At 63.2% G+C, this 15040-nt stretch carries 16 protein-coding genes; 11 read left to right on the forward strand and 5 right to left on the reverse strand.

The window, feature by feature from the left end:
• Positions 1–4 precede the first annotated feature (4 nt).
• The 5 genes from HALRU_RS05655 to HALRU_RS15610 all read left to right on the forward strand — a co-directional run bounded on the left by HALRU_RS05655 (position 5) and on the right by HALRU_RS15610 (position 1357).
• Entirely contained in the window at positions 5–139 is a 135-nt protein-coding gene (locus HALRU_RS05655; RefSeq protein ID WP_007697490.1) for a DNA-directed RNA polymerase subunit P, read from the forward strand.
• Positions 136–396: a KEOPS complex subunit Pcc1 gene (locus HALRU_RS05660; protein WP_015300441.1), complete on the forward strand. Its 261-nt coding sequence runs from the start codon at positions 136–138 to the stop codon at positions 394–396. Before HALRU_RS05655 ends, HALRU_RS05660 begins: the two co-directional genes overlap by 4 nt.
• 104 nt (positions 397–500) lie before the next feature.
• Positions 501–893 (forward strand): prefoldin subunit beta, encoded by a 393-nt coding sequence (locus tag HALRU_RS05665; RefSeq protein WP_015300442.1) that lies wholly within the window; start codon positions 501–503, stop codon positions 891–893.
• Positions 894–1166, forward strand: a complete 273-nt coding sequence (locus HALRU_RS05670) for a DUF3194 domain-containing protein (RefSeq protein WP_015300443.1) — start codon at positions 894–896, stop codon at positions 1164–1166. It begins immediately after the preceding gene.
• Between the two features lie 53 nt (positions 1167–1219).
• On the forward strand, positions 1220–1357 hold the full coding sequence (locus tag HALRU_RS15610) for a hypothetical protein (RefSeq protein WP_015300444.1): 138 nt from the start codon (positions 1220–1222) through the stop codon (positions 1355–1357).
• Positions 1358–1499: 142 nt separating this feature from the next.
• Here HALRU_RS15610 and HALRU_RS05675 read toward each other — a convergent pair whose 3' ends face one another.
• Positions 1500–2054 (reverse strand): GMP synthase subunit A, encoded by a 555-nt coding sequence (locus tag HALRU_RS05675; protein ID WP_015300445.1) that lies wholly within the window; start codon positions 2052–2054, stop codon positions 1500–1502.
• 101 nt (positions 2055–2155) lie between these two features.
• Positions 2156–3370, reverse strand: a complete 1215-nt coding sequence (gene pan1 / locus HALRU_RS05680) for a proteasome-activating nucleotidase Pan1 (protein WP_015300446.1) — start codon at positions 3368–3370, stop codon at positions 2156–2158.
• Between the two features lie 244 nt (positions 3371–3614).
• Here pan1 and HALRU_RS05685 point away from each other — a divergent pair, with 244 nt between their 5' ends.
• From HALRU_RS05685 to rad50, 3 genes are all read left to right on the forward strand, one after another.
• Positions 3615–3884 carry a MarR family transcriptional regulator gene (locus HALRU_RS05685; protein ID WP_007697483.1) on the forward strand — a complete coding sequence of 90 codons (270 nt, stop codon included), beginning with the start codon at positions 3615–3617 and terminating at the stop codon, positions 3882–3884.
• 89 nt (positions 3885–3973) lie between these two features.
• Complete coding sequence (gene mre11, locus HALRU_RS05690) at positions 3974–5530, forward strand: DNA double-strand break repair protein Mre11 (RefSeq protein WP_015300447.1); 1557 nt, start codon at positions 3974–3976, stop codon at positions 5528–5530.
• The gene (gene rad50, locus HALRU_RS05695) at positions 5527–8199 is read left to right on the forward strand and encodes a DNA double-strand break repair ATPase Rad50 (protein WP_015300448.1); all 2673 of its coding nucleotides are present in this window, start codon (positions 5527–5529) and stop codon (positions 8197–8199) included. The genes mre11 and rad50 overlap by 4 nt, the downstream gene beginning before the upstream one ends.
• 166 nt (positions 8200–8365) lie before the next feature.
• On the opposite strand, the gene HALRU_RS05700 is transcribed toward rad50, so the two are convergent.
• The 3 genes from HALRU_RS05700 to HALRU_RS15615 all read right to left on the reverse strand — a co-directional run bounded on the left by HALRU_RS05700 (position 8366) and on the right by HALRU_RS15615 (position 9589).
• Positions 8366–8815 (reverse strand): DUF7346 family protein, encoded by a 450-nt coding sequence (locus HALRU_RS05700; RefSeq protein WP_015300449.1) that lies wholly within the window; start codon positions 8813–8815, stop codon positions 8366–8368.
• A complete protein-coding gene (locus HALRU_RS05705) occupies positions 8812–9312 on the reverse strand; it encodes a DUF7322 domain-containing protein (protein WP_015300450.1) in 501 nt (166 codons plus the stop codon). Before HALRU_RS05705 ends, HALRU_RS05700 begins: the two co-directional genes overlap by 4 nt.
• A 100-nt stretch (positions 9313–9412) precedes the next feature.
• Positions 9413–9589 carry a DUF7331 family protein gene (locus HALRU_RS15615; protein WP_015300451.1) on the reverse strand — a complete coding sequence of 59 codons (177 nt, stop codon included), beginning with the start codon at positions 9587–9589 and terminating at the stop codon, positions 9413–9415.
• Positions 9590–9715: 126 nt separating this feature from the next.
• Between HALRU_RS15615 and HALRU_RS05710 the strand changes: the two genes are divergently transcribed.
• The 3 genes from HALRU_RS05710 (at position 9716) to sufB (ending at position 15039) form a co-directional block, all read left to right on the forward strand.
• Entirely contained in the window at positions 9716–12436 is a 2721-nt protein-coding gene (locus HALRU_RS05710; protein WP_015300452.1) for a DNA-directed DNA polymerase, read from the forward strand.
• A gap of 203 nt (positions 12437–12639) precedes the next feature.
• A complete protein-coding gene (locus HALRU_RS05715) occupies positions 12640–13551 on the forward strand; it encodes an ABC transporter ATP-binding protein (RefSeq protein ID WP_015300453.1) in 912 nt (303 codons plus the stop codon).
• Between the two features lie 57 nt (positions 13552–13608).
• Positions 13609–15039 carry a Fe-S cluster assembly protein SufB gene (gene sufB / locus HALRU_RS05720; RefSeq protein ID WP_007697443.1) on the forward strand — a complete coding sequence of 477 codons (1431 nt, stop codon included), beginning with the start codon at positions 13609–13611 and terminating at the stop codon, positions 15037–15039.
• Position 15040: the final 1 nt, after the last annotated feature.

Consider the following 15040-nt stretch of genomic DNA (forward strand, 5'->3'; position numbering starts at 1 on the left):
CACGATGGCGTACAAGTGCTCTCGTTGCAAGCGCGACGTCACGCTCGACGAGTACGGCGGCGTCCGCTGTCCGTACTGCGGCCACCGCGTGCTGCTGAAAGAGCGCAGCCGCGACGTCAAAGAAGTCTCCGTCGAGTGACCGAGCGCGTTCACGAGACGACGCTCTCGTTTTCCTATTCGTCGGCGAGTCGCGCTCGACTCGTCGCCCGGAGTGTCGAGCAGGAAGTCGGTGCAATCGACGACGAGCGTTCAGCAACGCGGCTCACCAGGGACGGACCTACGGTCGAACTCACGATCGATGCCGCGGATCTCACGGCCCTGCGTGCGGCCGCGAACACCTGGCTCACGCTCGTCGACGTCGCCGAACAGACCCAGTCGATCGCAGCGGCCGACTGATGGGCCGCTCAGCGTTTTGCTTTCGTATTGCTCGCCGCTCCACTCGCCAGTTCTGATCGGCGGCAAAGCTTGGGTTTATCAGTCCGGGTGGCGTCACGGCGAGTATGCAGGGTAACTTGCCGCCGGAAGCACAGGAGAAAATCGAAGAGCTGCAGGGCCTGCAGGAGACGGCCCAGACCGTCGCCGTCCAGAAGCAGGAAGCCGAGTCGGGTCTGCAGGAGGCCGAGACTGCCCTCGACGAACTCGACGAGATCGACGAGGACACGACGATGTACCGCCAGATCGGTGACCTCTTCGTCGAGACCGAGTTCGACGAGGCCGAATCCGAGCTCGAAGAGAAGGTTTCCAACCTCGAGATTCGACTGGAGACACTCGAGAAACAGGAAGACCGCGTCCAGCAGCAGTTCGAGAGCCTGCAGGAGGAACTCGAAGGACTGCTCGGCGGCGGCATGGGCGGCCCGGCCGGTCCGGGCGGCCCGGGCGCTGGCGGCGCGTAAATGCCCACCGCAGATCCGGACGCGGCCGGCGAACCGACCGACGAAACCGTCGTCGAGACAGCAGCCGACGCCGCAGAGGGGATCATCTTCGACCGGTACAAGCAGTCTTCGGTCAGTGATATGGACGTGACGGTCACCTTCGAGGAGGGCGTCCTCGAGGTTGACGTCTATCTGAATGCACCCGACGACGAAGCCGATCCGGACGTCGTCGCCGACGAGGCGGCGCGCACGGCGCAGTCGGCCGTCGACGATCTGTTCGCGGACGCGTCGTAGGCAGTCCGACTGCCCTCCGGTACGTTTATCTGGCAGTCGACGAACGCACAGGTATGACCGACGCGCTTCAGCAGTTCGACCATCCTGCCTGGCTGACCGGCCTCGGAACCGTCGTCGGCTATGGCATCATCCTCGCGCTCATGACCATCGTCATGTTCGGCCTGCCGTACCTCGTCTTTCTGGCAGTGTGATCGATCGGACAGTGACGGTCGGTCCTCTGGATTCGCTACCGATCCGACGACTGGCCACCTCGAATCGCGCCTTCTACCGACCTCCTGTCGAACCGAGTACTCCCGTTAGAACTGTGTTTGTACTGTCTCGAAGCGAGTCCCGTTACTGCGATTCGCAGACGTCGACGAAGTTCTCGAAGACGACGTCTCCCGCTTCGGTGTGAGCGACTTCGGGGTGCCACTGGACGCCGAAGAGTTCTCGATCGGGATCGCTCATCGCCTCGATGGCGCATACGTCGCTGGTCGCCGTTCGGACGAAGCCGTCCGGGAGGCCCGTCACCTCGTCGGCGTGGCTCGCCCAGACGCGGGTTTCCGGGGCGAGCGAGCCGACGAGCGGATCCTCGTCGTCGACGATGTCGACCGTGACGTCGGCGTAGCCGCCGTACTCGCCGCTGCCGACGGTACCGCCGAGCTCGGTGGCCATGAGCTGCATGCCGAGGCAGATACCGAGGACCGGAACGTCGCCGTCGAGATAGGCCGGACTCTGTCCGATGCGGTCCATGTCGGGGCCGCCGGAGAGGACGACGCCGTCGGCGTCGATCTCGCCCGGTGGGGTGTCGTTGTCGATCAACTCGGATTCGACGCCGAGATCTCGTAGTGCGCGTTGCTCGAGATGTGTGAACTGGCCGTGGTTGTCGACGACCACGATCTTCGTCATTGGAGTCCGGTAGCGACGCAGGAGGTAAAAACGGTCCGAAACGGCGGTCGAATAGGAAATGACGTCGGTGGACGGGCCCCCAGGTGCGTTGACCCGATTCCTCAGGCGAAGGTCTTCGAGACGTCGGCCACGCCGTCGGATTCTGCGTTGACCTTCTCCCAGGCGCTGCGGAAGTCTTCCATCCGAATCTCGGTGCGGTCGTCCCGGATGGCGAACATCCCGGCCTCGGTACAGATGGCCTTGACGTCGGCCCCGGAGGCTTCCTCGGCGAGTGTGGCCAGCTCCGCGAAGTCGACGTCGTCGGCGACGTTCATGTCGCGCGTGTGGATCTCGAAGATCAGTTCGCGTCCCTCGGCGTCGGGCTTTGGCACCTCGATGAGACGATCGAAGCGCCCGGGGCGCAGGATCGCGCGATCGAGCATGTCGAAGCGATTCGTCGCGGCGATGATGCGGATGTCGCCACGATCTTCGAAGCCGTCCATCTCCGAGAGCAGTTGCATCATCGTCCGCTGGACCTCGGCGTCGCCCGAGGTCTTCGACTCCGTTCGTTTGGCGGCGATGGCGTCGATCTCGTCGATGAAGAGGACGGCGGGTTCGTGTTCGCGGGCCACTTCGAAGAGGTCGCGGACGAGTTTGGCTCCTTCGCCGATGAACTTGTGGACGAGTTCGGAGCCGGCCATCTTGATGAACGTCGCGTCGGTCTTGTTCGCGACGGCTTTGGCGAGCATCGTCTTGCCGGTACCCGGCGGGCCGTACAGCAGTACGCCTGACGGTGGCTGGATGCCGACGTCGTCGAACATCTCTGGTCGGTCGAGGGGCATCTCGACCGTCTCGCGGACCTCCTGGAGCTGGTCTTCGAGGCCGCCGATATCCTCGTAGCCGACCTCCGGACTCTCGGTCACTTCCATCACGCGGGCGCGGACGTCGGTCTCGCTCGAGAGCGATTTGACGATCGAGAGCGAGTTGTTGACCGCGACCCGGTCGTCCGGCGTGAGTTCCTCACGCATCTCTTCCGTGACTTCTGTGAGCGCCTCTTGATTGTTGCCGTGCTGTTTGATGACGACGCCTTCGTCGGTGATCTCCTGGACGGTCGCGACGAACAGCGGCGACTGTTTGAGCTTCTTGTTCTCGTGGCTGAGTCGCTCCAGTTTCTGCTGGTACTTGTTGTTCTCTGCGTTCGCGTCGAGGAGTTTGTCCCGCATCTCCTCGTTCTGGGATTCGAGAATCTCCAGGCGTTCCTCGAGTGTTTGTATCTTCTCTTGTTTGGACGTCTCGTCTTCGTATGGAAGATCGACGTCGTCCACCGTGTCGGTCATCACACCTGCGTAGGGTATTCCTTCTTAAGAGGTTTCGGGTGGGTGCTACCGAAGTCGTGATCTCTCTCAGTTCCTCTCTCCTGCGGAATCGGTGGTCCGCTCTCGTGTTCTTCGTTGTCTGTCTCGACGCGCTCAGCACCGATGCGAACCGGTATGCATTCCTCAATTCACTCTCAATTGGATTACTATGGTGCATATATTGAAACAGGAAATATTATTACGCAGAATCCCCAAGCGGTAGCTGATGAGTGCATCAGAGGCTGTCCAGGCCGACACTGACCCGCATGGAAGCTGGGACGACGTCCGAGAGTTACCACCGAGCGCGAAGCTCGTCGCGAAGGTGCTCGAGTACAACGACACGATGTCCCAGCAGCAACTCGCTGAGGAAACCCTCCTGCCCGCACGGACCGTTCGATACGCGATCAGCCGACTCGAAGAGGCGAACGTGGTCGACTCGCGGTTCTCGTTCACTGACGCCCGAAAACGTCTCTACACGCTGGCTATCGACGCCTGAGTGCGGACTGTTCGCAGTTCGACGCCACGGCGAGTCACTTTCACCCCGGTCGCGCAACGTCTTTAGGGCCACTTCCCGAAGCCCCGGCAATGACACGGGTGATTCACACGGGCGACACCCACATCGGGTATCAACAGTACAATTCGCCCGAGCGCCGGACGGACTTTCTCTCCGCGTTCAGGGCCGTCACCGAGGATGCGAGCGACGACGATGTCGACGCCGTGATTCACGCCGGGGACCTCTTTCACGACCGCCGTCCCGGCCTCGTCGATCTGCAGGGAACCATCGATGTGCTCAGGTCACTCGACCAGTCGGGGATTCCATTTCTCGCTATCGTCGGCAACCACGAGACCAAGCGTGACGCCCAGTGGCTCGACCTCTTCGCCGATCTCGGCCTGGCGACGCGCCTCGGACGGGACCCGGTCGTCGTCGACGACGTCGCGTTCTACGGACTCGATTACGTCCCGGAATCCCGCCGAGACGCCCTCACGTACGATTTTGCTCCCGTTCCGGACGAGGCGTCTTCGACCGCCCTCGTCGCACACGGCCTCTTCGAACCGTTCGCGCACGCGACGTGGGACACCGAAGCCGTCCTCGACGAATCGTCCGTCGACTTCGATGCGGTTTTGCTCGGCGACAATCACGCCCCCGGAACCGAGACGGTCACGGACACCTGGGTGACCTACTGTGGCTCGACCGAACGGGCGAGCGCCGCCGAGCGAGACGCCCGTGGCTACAACCTCGTCTCGTTCGAGGACGACGTCTCAATCCGTCGACGAGCGATCTCCGGCACCCGTGAGTTCGTCTTCGTCGACGTCGAACTGGCCGCCGACGAGGGGGCCGACCGCGTCCGCGAACGCCTCTCCCAGCACGACGTCGACGGCGCCGTCGTCATCGTGACGATCGAGGGCGACGGCGAACCGATCTCGCCGGCACCGATCGAGGAGTACGCCCTGGACCGGGGCGCGCTCGTGGCCAGGGCGAACGATCGTCGTGATTTGCCGGACGAGGCGGACGAACTCCAGGTGTCGTTCGCCGACCCGGACGCCGCCGTCACGGACCGCCTCCGCGACCTCGACCTCTCCCCGGGCGCACTCACGATCGATGCGACCGTCCGCGACGACACCGTCGCCGACTCCACCGTTCGGGAGACCGTCGAACGACGCGTTCGGGACGCCCTGCACGCAGATGGCCTCGACTTCACCGAGCACCCGTCGATCGGTGGCGCCGACGTCGAAGACAGTTCCTCCCCGACGGAGGGCGACGACACCGAAGGCGATTCACCGCAAGAACCGACGCCAGCTGCGACGTCTGAGCACGCTGACTCACCGAACGAGCGTGACCACGACGGAGATAACCCGTCGACGTCGGCCGAGACACCAGCGGCTGCCGAGAGCGATGATGGGGTGGAAACTGCAGATGATTCCGTTGATGGCGAGAGGGCTGACGAGACTGCTGTGAGCAGCGACATCGAACCTGCCGGTGGCATCTCCGAGGATCGTGACGCCGCTCCCGAGAGGGAGCCGGATAGCGACGTCGATACCGACGGGGAACCGGATCGCGTGGCCGCTGCCGAGGAAGAGGTGGATAGCGACGACGGTGGCTCCGGAGACGACAGCCAGGTCTCGATCGGTGATTTCGCATGAGGGTGACCGACGTTCGGCTCGAGAACTTCAAGTGTTACGAGGAGGCCGATCTGGACCTCTCGTCCGGCATCACCGTCGTCCACGGTGTCAACGGCAGCGGCAAGTCGACGTTGCTGGAGGCCATCTTCTTCGCCCTCTACGGGTCGAAGGCCCTCGACGACCGGACGCTGGACGACGTGGTGACGACCGGTGCCGAGACGACTGCGGTCGAACTCGGATTCACACACGAAGGGGAGGCGTATCGAATCGAACGCCGGCTCAAACGCCGGGACGAACGGACGAGCACCACGAAGTGTGTCCTCGACGGGCCCGACGGAACTGTCGACGGTGCTCGTGACGTTCGAGGTTACGTCACGTCGCTCCTCCGGATGGACGCGACGGCGTTCGTCAACTGCGCGTACGTCCGCCAGGGTGAGGTGAACAAGCTCATCCACGCGTCGCCGGCCGAGCGCCAGGACATGATCGACGACCTCCTCCAGCTCGGGGCGCTCGAAGCCTATCGCGAACGGGCGAACGAGGCTCGACTCGGTGTCTCGGACGTTCTGGACGAGGTCCGCGGCGAGGCGGCGACGCTCGACGAGCAGATCGAGGACAAGCGCGATGCGGACCTCCACGACCGCCTCAACGAACTCGAGACGAAGCGAGGCGACGTCGAGGAAGACATCGAGCACTTCGAGGCCCAGCGCGAGCGCGCCGTCGAGACCAGAGACGACGCACGCGAGGTCCTCGAAACGCACGAAGAACGCCGAGCGGAGATCGAGTCACTCGACGAGGAGATCGAATCGCTGCAGGCGAAGATCGAGGCGACCGAATCCGACCGGACGGACGCCTCGGAGCGAATCGCCGATCTCGACTCGACTCGATCGGACCTCGAAACGCGTCGCACATCGATCCTCTCCGACCTGTCGATCGAGGACGTGACGGCGATCGAGGACCGCCTGGACGAACTCGACGAACGGGACGATGACCTCGGCGACGAACTGGCGGACGTTCGCGTCTCCATCTCCGAGACGAGTGGCGCGGTCGACCAGCACGAGGAGAAAGCGGAGGCACTCGCGGACGACGCGACCGAGGCTCGCGAGCAGGCCGCTGAACTGGAGGCGGACATCGAGGCGGCACGGGAGACGATCGAGGAACGTGAGTCGGCACTTGCGGATCTGGACGACGAGATCGAGGACGAACGGGCCGCGTTCGAGGACGTCCCGATCGAGTTCGGCGACGCGGCGACGCACCGTGATGAGCTTCGAGAGTGTGCGGACGAACTCGCCGCGGAGATCGCGGACCTCGTCGCCGAGCGAACGGCTCTCGAAAGCGCAATCGAGGATGCCGAGGCGCTCCTCGAAGCGTGCAAGTGTCCCGAGTGTGGCCAGCCCGTGGAGGGCGCGCCACACGTCTCAGATCTCTCGGATCGACGGGCGAAATTGGAGTCACTGGAGTCGGAACTCGCCGAGTTGCGCGAGGAACAGTCCGATCTCGAGGAACGGATCGAGCGTGCGGAATCGTTACGCGAGTCGGAGCAGGCGGTCGAACGCCTTCGGGACAACCGCGAGACGACCGAACAGCTGCTGTCCGAGAAACGCGAGTCGGTCGCGGAGAAAGTTGATCAGTGTGAGCAACTTCGGGCGGACGCCGAGGAGGCCGAACGCGAGGCCGAACGCCATCGTGAGCAGGCGACCGAACGAGCGGCCGACGTCGAGGAACACCGGAGTCGACTCGGCGAGATCAATGCGAAGCGAGCCGACCTCCGCTCCGAGCGCGAGTCGCTCGAGACGGCACAGGAACTATCGGCGCAGATCGAGGACTGCGAGGAGACGATCGAGCGACTTCGGGAACGGCGCGCCGACTGGGAGACGATGAACGACGAGCGTCGCGAGCAGCTGTCGACCGCACGCGATCGTCGCGCGGAACTCGAGGCCGCCCTCGACGAGGAGCGACTGGAGACGGCGACCGAGGACCTAGAACGGGCCGAGGAGTACATCGAGCAGGTCGACGAGAAACTCGAGACGCTACGCGAGCGCCGCTCCGAGCTGCAGAGTGCGATCGGGGCGGTCGAGAACGAACTCGAGGAACTCGAATCACTCGTCGATCGCCGGGAAGCGGTCGAGCAGCGGCTCGAATCGCTGGCGGAAGTGTACGACGAGGCCGAAACCCTCCAGGAGACCTACGCGACGCTGCGGAGCGAGCTGCGCCAGCGCAACGTCGAGACGCTCGACCGGCTCCTGAACGAGACGTTCGATCTCGTCTACCAGAACGATACGTACGCGGGAATCGATCTCGACGGCTCCTACCAGTTGACCGTCTACCAGAAAGACGGCGCTGCGCTCGATCCCGAGCAACTCTCCGGTGGCGAACGAGCCCTCTTCAACCTCAGTCTGCGATGTGCGATCTACCGGCTCCTCGCGGAAGGTGTCGAGGGAGCTGGCCCGTTGCCGCCACTCATCCTCGACGAACCGACCGTCTTCCTGGACGCCGGGCACGTCGGCCAACTCATCACGCTCGTCGAGACGATGCGCGATCTCGGTGTCGAACAGATTCTCCTCGTCAGCCACGACGAAGAACTCGTCGGCGCGGCCGACGAACTCGTCCACGTGGAGACGGACCCGACGACGAACCGGTCGTCACTGTCGAAGCGCGCTCACCTCGATCAACTACCGATGGGCGCAGATTGACCCTCGACGGTGAGTGGGTCGCGATCGGCGAGGGCGAGCGTACTGTTAGGGTAATTTCGTTCAGGTCGTGGAGGAAGCCGTCTGGGACTCACTTCCCGACGGCCGTCAGTAATCGGTGTCTGGACTATCGACCCTCGCTCTTAGAGTATTGGCCGTCGGACCTGGACTATCGGCCGTCGGTATCGGGATCGACTGCCGTTCGAAGCGTCGAGAGGGCGTCCGCCGTTTCGGTTGGGACGTCGTAGGCAGGTTCGCCAGCGACGTCGGTGTCGGTGATGACGTCGGCTGCCGTGAGCGACGCCAGCACGCCGGCGAGGTCGCTCTCGCAGTACGTCGTCTCGTCGACGAGGGTCCGGACGGAGAGTGGGCCGCGATCGGCGAGGGTGACGACCAGTCCGAGGGACCGATCGTCGTGCACTGCCCGGACGAGTCGCCGGAGTGGCGCTGGAACTGCGCGGGCGGCCGTCTCGAGCGCACTCGTCTCGTCGGCTGCCTCCAGCCGATCGTTTCTGACGTAACACTCGTTGCCAGTGACGGGATCACGAACGAGACTCGCCTCGTCGGAGCGTTTTACGAGGAGATAGTGGGTGCCGTCGTCGGATCGAACGGGTTTCATGGTCGTTCTGTGTCCGTGGTCGTCGGTGTCTCGTCGTCTGCCCGTTCGTCGGCCGGTCCGTCACCGCTTGCCGATGTCCTGTCAGGGTCAACTGCTCCCGACTCGTCGCTTGCCCGTGTTTCGGACGAATGCTGTTTTACTGTATTGTCTCCGTCTGTGTCATCGTTCTGGTCCGGTGCGTTCGCCATGAACCGACGGTAGCGATAGTAGGCGAGTCCGAAGAGCGCTACCCCGCCGACGACGAGTGTGATACCCTCCTGTACCCAGCCCAGGAAGAACCACAGCATCGGGCCGAGCGAGACGAACAGGAGCGCGGCGTTGACGACGAGGACGATGGTCCAGAACGCCCGAGAGATTTCGGGATCGACTTCGGAGGGGTCGGTCGAAACCTGTGGGATGGTGATCCCGTCGGCGTCTGGGTCGTAGAGGTCCGCCTCCGGGTCCCACTCCTCGGGTTCGGCCGAACTCGGCTCGAAGTTGAAGTCGTCCAGACCCACGGGTGTTAGTCGACGCGACGCGCGAAAAAGGGTATCGGTGCGGTGCCCGACCCACCGCACAATCTGGTGGCCAAGTGACCGAAGACGGACGCAGGTTTTCCTAGACGAGCTCGTCGAGGTACAGTGTCCGGTCCGTCTCTACCCAGGCGAGAGGATTCTCCGCGTCGTAGAAGACGATCCCGTCTTCGGTCTCGTAGGACTCGATGCTGGGCGCGGTCGATCGCAGTTCGAGCGACGTCTCGTCGTCCGTCGTGTCGTCGTTCGCACGGGTGGACACAGTTGATTCCTCGTTCTATGCTATGTGTTATCACGTTAAAGCTCTTGTTGCCGGTCACTGTGCGTGTCGACGGGGCACGTTCTTCGAGTAACTGGGTTTATACCGCAGGCACGCAAAGCGCCGGCAATGAGTGACGAGGCCCAGCAGGTCCTCGGTGCGTTCTCCGAGACCGAGGAGACGCGGCCGGATGCGGAAGCAGCTCACGTCGCTGGCACGAGCGGATCGGGCGAGACGACGATCGTCGATCCCCGGCGGGAGACGCTTCCAGAACCGCAGGGCGAACTCGACATCGCCGTCATGCAGGTCGATTACACGATCGTCGGCGCCGGTGACGACGAACAGCCGATCGTTCACGTGTTCGGCCGGACCGCCGAATCGACGCTCGAACACGTTCAGATCGTCGGCTTCCGGCCGTACTTCTACGCACCGGTCGACAGCGTCGACGAGGAACGCCTCGCCAGCTACGGCCGTCTCACCGGCTGGGAAGAATTCGACGAGGACGGCGACCCTTACGAGAGTATCCGCGGCGAACGACTGGTGAAGATCTTCGGTCAGACGCCACGGGACGTCGGGCAGATTCGTGACGAGTTCGACCACTACGAGGCCGACATTCTCTTCCCGAATCGGTTCCTGATCGACAAGGACGTTCGCAGCGGCATTCGCGTCCCCGAACGGCGAACCGACGACGGGACCCTCGTCGTGCCCCACGACGAGGTCGAACCGGTCGACGCCGATGCGACCCCCCGCGTTCAGACGTTCGACATCGAGGTCGACGACAGGTCTGGCTTCCCGGAGGACGGCGAAGAGCCGATCATCTGTCTGGCGAGCCACGACTCCTACCGCGACGAGTACGTCCTCTGGATCTGGGAGGCCGACGAGGGCGATGGCACCCCGCCGTCGACCCTGGCGGAGTACGACCCCATCGAGGGTGAGATCGACCACGACGTCCGCTCGTTCGACTCCGAGGAGGCGATGCTCGAGGCGTTCCTCGCGTACATCGACGAGACCGACCCCGACGTCCTGACGGGCTGGAACTTCGACGACTTCGACGCACCGTACCTCCTGGATCGCCTCGAAGATCGAAACGGCCCACAGCACGACTTTGACCTCGATCCCGATCGGCTCTCCCGACTGGGTGAGGTCTGGCGGAGTAACTGGGGTGGTCCAGACGTCAAGGGCCGCGTCGTCTTCGACCTGCTCTATGGCTACCAGCGCCGCATCTTCACGGAACTCGACTCCTACCGACTGGACGCCGTCGGTGAGAGCGAACTCGGCGTCGGGAAGGAGCGATATCCGGGGAAGATCGGCGACCTCTGGGAGGACGATCCGACGCGGCTGCTCGAGTACAACCTCCGCGACGTGGAGATCTGTGTCGAACTGGATCGCCAGCAGGAACTCATCGCGTTCTGGCGCGAGATGGCCACGTTCGTCGGGTGTAAACTCGAAGACGCGCCGACGCCCGGCGACGCCGTCGACATGTACGTCCTGCACAAGGCCAACGACCGCTGGGCCCTGCCGTCGAAGGGCCAGCAGGAAGCGGGCGACGAGTACGAGGGTGGCGCCGTCTTCGACCCCATCACGGGCGTGCGCGAGAACGTGACGGTCCTCGACCTGAAGAGCCTGTACCCGATGTGCATGGTGACGATCAACGCCTCCCCCGAGACGCGGGTCGATCCCGACGAGTACGACGGGGACACGTACGTCGCCCCCTCGGGCACACACTTCAGAACCGAGCCGGACGGCGTCATGCGCGAGATGATCACCGAACTGCTCGCCGAGCGTGAGGAGAAGAAATCGCTGCGGAACGATCACGACCCCGGGACGCGGGCGTACGAACAGTACGACCGCCAACAGGGGGCGGTGAAGGTCATCATGAACTCGCTGTACGGCGTCTCCGGGTGGGAACAGTTCCGCCTCTACGACAAGGACGCCGCCTCGGCGATCACGGCGACCGGCCGGGAGGTCATCGAGTTCACCGAGACGGCCGCGACCGAACTCGACTACACCGTCGCCTACGGGGATACGGACTCGGTCATGCTGGAACTGGGTCCCGACGTTGGCGACGAGGAGGCGCTCGAACAGTCCTTCGAGATCGAGGAGTACATCAACGGTCGCTACGACGATTTCGCCGCCGAGGAACTGAACGCCGACGAGCACCGCTTCCAGATCGAGTTCGAGAAACTCTACCGCCGCTTCTTCCAGGCGGGCAAGAAGAAGCGCTACGCGGGTCACATCGTCTGGAAGGAGGGGAAGGACGTCGACAACATCGACATCACCGGTTTCGAGTACCAGCGCTCGGACATCGCCCCGATCACCAAGGAGGTCCAGCACCAGGTCATCGAGATGATCGTCCGTGACGGTGATGTCGAGGCGGTCAAGACCTACGTCAACGAGATCATCGAGAACTTCCTCGCCGGCGACGTCTCGCTCGACGACATCTCGATCCCCGGCGGGATCGGAAAGCGCCTCACCGAGTACGAGACCGACACCGCCCACGTCCGCGGCGCCAAGTACGCGAATCTCCTGCTCGGGACCAACTTCCAGCGCGGAAGCAAGCCCAAACGCGTCTATCTGGATCGCGTCCACGACGATTTCTTCCAGCGGATCGAATCCGAGAACGGTCTCGACCCGGCCGAAGACGCCGTCTACGAGGAGTTCAAGCGCAACCAGGACGTCATCTGCTTCGAGTACGACGACCAGATTCCGGCGGAGTTCGAGGTCGACTACGAGAAGATGCTCGACAAGACGCTCAAGGGGCCGATCGAACGCATTCTGGAAGCGCTGGATATTTCTTGGGAGGAGGTCAAGGCCGGCCAGGAACAGACGGGGCTCGATAGCTTCGTGTGAAGTGAGCGCCTGTTCCGATTGTCAAGGCCAGGCGCTTGATTGTGGTATCTGCGACTTCGAATTTGGTTGGTCTGGAAATCTTTCTCGGAAACGAAGTTCCTCTTTTGGTTCTCTGAAAAAGATCTCCTTTCTCCGGGTGTGCAACCACCCAAAGACGAAACCGTTATGGGTGCGTCGACCCTTCGATTAGCCGACAGAGTCCTATGGCACGTCTCGAACTACGTAACTTGCACGCAGAGGTAGCAGAGGGCGGTGAGACAATCCTCGAGGGTGTCGATCTCGAGGTCGAGTCGGGCGAGATCCACGCCCTGATGGGTCCGAACGGCAGTGGGAAATCGACGACGGCGAAGGTCATCGCCGGCCACCCCGCCTACGAGGTCACCGACGGTGAGGTGCTGATCCACCTCTCCGAAGACGAGTTCGGTGACGCGATCGACATCGACGAGGACCAGCGGACCTGGAACCTTCTCGAGCTCGAACCCAACGAGCGCGCCGCGCTCGGCATTTTCCTCGGCTTCCAGTACCCCGCCGAGATCGAGGGCGTGACGATGACGAACTTCCTCCGGACCGCGCTCAATGCGAAAATCGAGGAACGCGAGGAACTCTTCGCGGACGAGGACGATGCCGACGCTGACGAAGATGACGACGCCGGCTTCGAGACCTCGCCGATGGAGGGGCCTGCAGACGAGGGCGATATCGGCGTCGCCGAGTTCCAGGAGATCCTCTCGGCAAAGATGGACGAGTTGGACATGGACGAGACGTTCGCCCACCGCTACCTCAACGCCGGCTTCTCCGGCGGTGAGAAGAAGCAGAACGAAGTCCTGCAGGCCGCGATCCTCGAGCCGTCGGTCGCCGTCCTCGACGAGATCGACTCCGGACTCGACATCGATCGCCTCCAGGATGTCGCCAACGGGATCAACGCACTTCGGGACGAGCAGGGAACAGGCATCCTCCAGATCACCCACTACCAGCGCATCCTCGACTACGTCGAACCCGACCACGTCCACGTGATGCTCGACGGCCAGATCGCAAAGAGTGGCGGCCCGGAACTCGCCGAGAAACTCGAAGACGAGGGCTACGACTGGGTCCGCGAGGACGTCTACGAGACGGCATAATCGATCTCGACTAGACGAAGGGTCTTACCGCTACAGACACAATCACTACCCAACAACATGAGTTCAGATCAAGACCACCTACAGACGACGAACACCGAGGATCGCTTCGCGTTCAAGAACGAACACGAGGCGGCCCTCGTCTCCGAACAGGGCCTGAACGAAGAGACGATCAGGCTCATGTCGGAAGACAAGGACGAACCGGAGTGGATGCTCGAGCGCCGCCTGCGCGCGCTCAAGCTGTTTCAGGAGATGCCGATGCCGACCGATTGGCCCGGGCAGCCGGACCTCTCGGAGGTCGACATCGACAAGATCGTGCCGTACATTCGACCGGACGTCGAGATCCGTGAGGGGACCGACGACTGGGAGAACCTCCCGGACGAGATCAAGGATACCTTCGACCAGCTCGGGATTCCCGACGCCGAACGCGAGTCGCTCTCGGGCGTCGGCGCCCAGTACGAGTCGGAGGTCGTCTACCAGAACATGCGCGACCAGTGGGAGGACAAGGGTGTCATCTTCATGAATATGGACCGCGCGGTCCAGGAACACCCCGAGATCGTCAAGGAGCACTTCATGACCTCCTGCGTGCCGCCGAGCGACAACAAGTTCGCCGCGTTGCACGGTGCGGTCTGGTCTGGCGGCTCGTTCGTCTACGTTCCGGAGGGTGTCGAGGTCGAGATGCCGGTACAGGCGTACTTCCGCATGAACACCGAAGGCATGGGCCAGTTCGAGCACACGCTCATCGTCGCCGAGGAGGGCGCCGAAGTTCACTACATCGAGGGCTGTTCCGCCCCGAAGTACTCCGCGTTCAACCTGCACTCCGGCGGCGTCGAGGTCTTCGTCGGCGAGGACGCTCACGTGCAGTACTCCACGGTGCAGAACTGGTCGCGTAACACCTACAACCTGAACACCAAGCGCGCCATCGTCGAGGAAAACGGCACGATGGAGTGGGTCTCGGGCTCGATGGGTTCGAAGGCCACGATGCTCTACCCGTGTACGATCCTCAAGGGTCGCGGCGCGACGGACACACACATCACGATCGCGTTCGCTGGCGAGGGTCAGGACATCGACACCGGCGCGAAGGTCTACCACAACGCACCGGACACGAAGTCGACGATCGAGTCGAAGTCGATCTCGAAGGACGGCGGCCGCACCAACTACCGTGGCCTCGTCCACATCGCCGACGGCGCCGAGAACTCGAGCACCGCGGTCGAGTGTGACGCACTGATGTTCGACAACGAGTCCACCTCGGACACCATGCCGTACATGGAGATCGAGGAGTCGAAGGTCGACGTCGCTCACGAGGCGACCGTCGGCAAGATCGGCGACGAGGACATCTTCTACCTCCAGTCGCGCGGACTGGACGACGACGACGCCAAGAAGATGATCGTCGCCGGCTTCATCGAGCCGATCACGGAGGAACTGCCGATCGAGTACGCCGTCGAGCTCAACCGACTCATCGAGCTCGAGATGGAGGGGAGCCTCGGGTAAT

This window comes from Halovivax ruber XH-70 (assembly GCF_000328525.1).
Lineage (GTDB): Archaea > Halobacteriota > Halobacteria > Halobacteriales > Natrialbaceae > Halovivax > Halovivax ruber.

Excerpts from the sequence above, each read along its gene's own strand:
- HALRU_RS05665 (WP_015300442.1), top strand. The coding sequence starts at position 501 with ATGCAGGGTAACTTGCCGCCGGAAGCACAGGAGAAAATCGAAGAGCTG.
- HALRU_RS05670 (WP_015300443.1), top strand. The coding sequence starts at position 894 with ATGCCCACCGCAGATCCGGACGCGGCCGGCGAACCGACCGACGAAACC.
- mre11 (WP_015300447.1), top strand. The coding sequence starts at position 3,974 with ATGACACGGGTGATTCACACGGGCGACACCCACATCGGGTATCAACAG.
- HALRU_RS05715 (WP_015300453.1), top strand. The coding sequence starts at position 12,640 with ATGGCACGTCTCGAACTACGTAACTTGCACGCAGAGGTAGCAGAGGGC.
- pan1 (WP_015300446.1), bottom strand. The coding sequence starts at position 3,370 with ATGACCGACACGGTGGACGACGTCGATCTTCCATACGAAGACGAGACG.
- sufB (WP_007697443.1), top strand. The coding sequence starts at position 13,609 with ATGAGTTCAGATCAAGACCACCTACAGACGACGAACACCGAGGATCGC.
- rad50 (WP_015300448.1), top strand. The coding sequence starts at position 5,527 with ATGAGGGTGACCGACGTTCGGCTCGAGAACTTCAAGTGTTACGAGGAG.
- HALRU_RS05710 (WP_015300452.1), top strand. The coding sequence starts at position 9,716 with ATGAGTGACGAGGCCCAGCAGGTCCTCGGTGCGTTCTCCGAGACCGAG.
- HALRU_RS05685 (WP_007697483.1), top strand. The coding sequence starts at position 3,615 with ATGAGTGCATCAGAGGCTGTCCAGGCCGACACTGACCCGCATGGAAGC.
- HALRU_RS05700 (WP_015300449.1), bottom strand. The coding sequence starts at position 8,815 with ATGAAACCCGTTCGATCCGACGACGGCACCCACTATCTCCTCGTAAAA.
- HALRU_RS05655 (WP_007697490.1), top strand. The coding sequence starts at position 5 with ATGGCGTACAAGTGCTCTCGTTGCAAGCGCGACGTCACGCTCGACGAG.
- HALRU_RS05675 (WP_015300445.1), bottom strand. The coding sequence starts at position 2,054 with ATGACGAAGATCGTGGTCGTCGACAACCACGGCCAGTTCACACATCTC.
- HALRU_RS15610 (WP_015300444.1), top strand. The coding sequence starts at position 1,220 with ATGACCGACGCGCTTCAGCAGTTCGACCATCCTGCCTGGCTGACCGGC.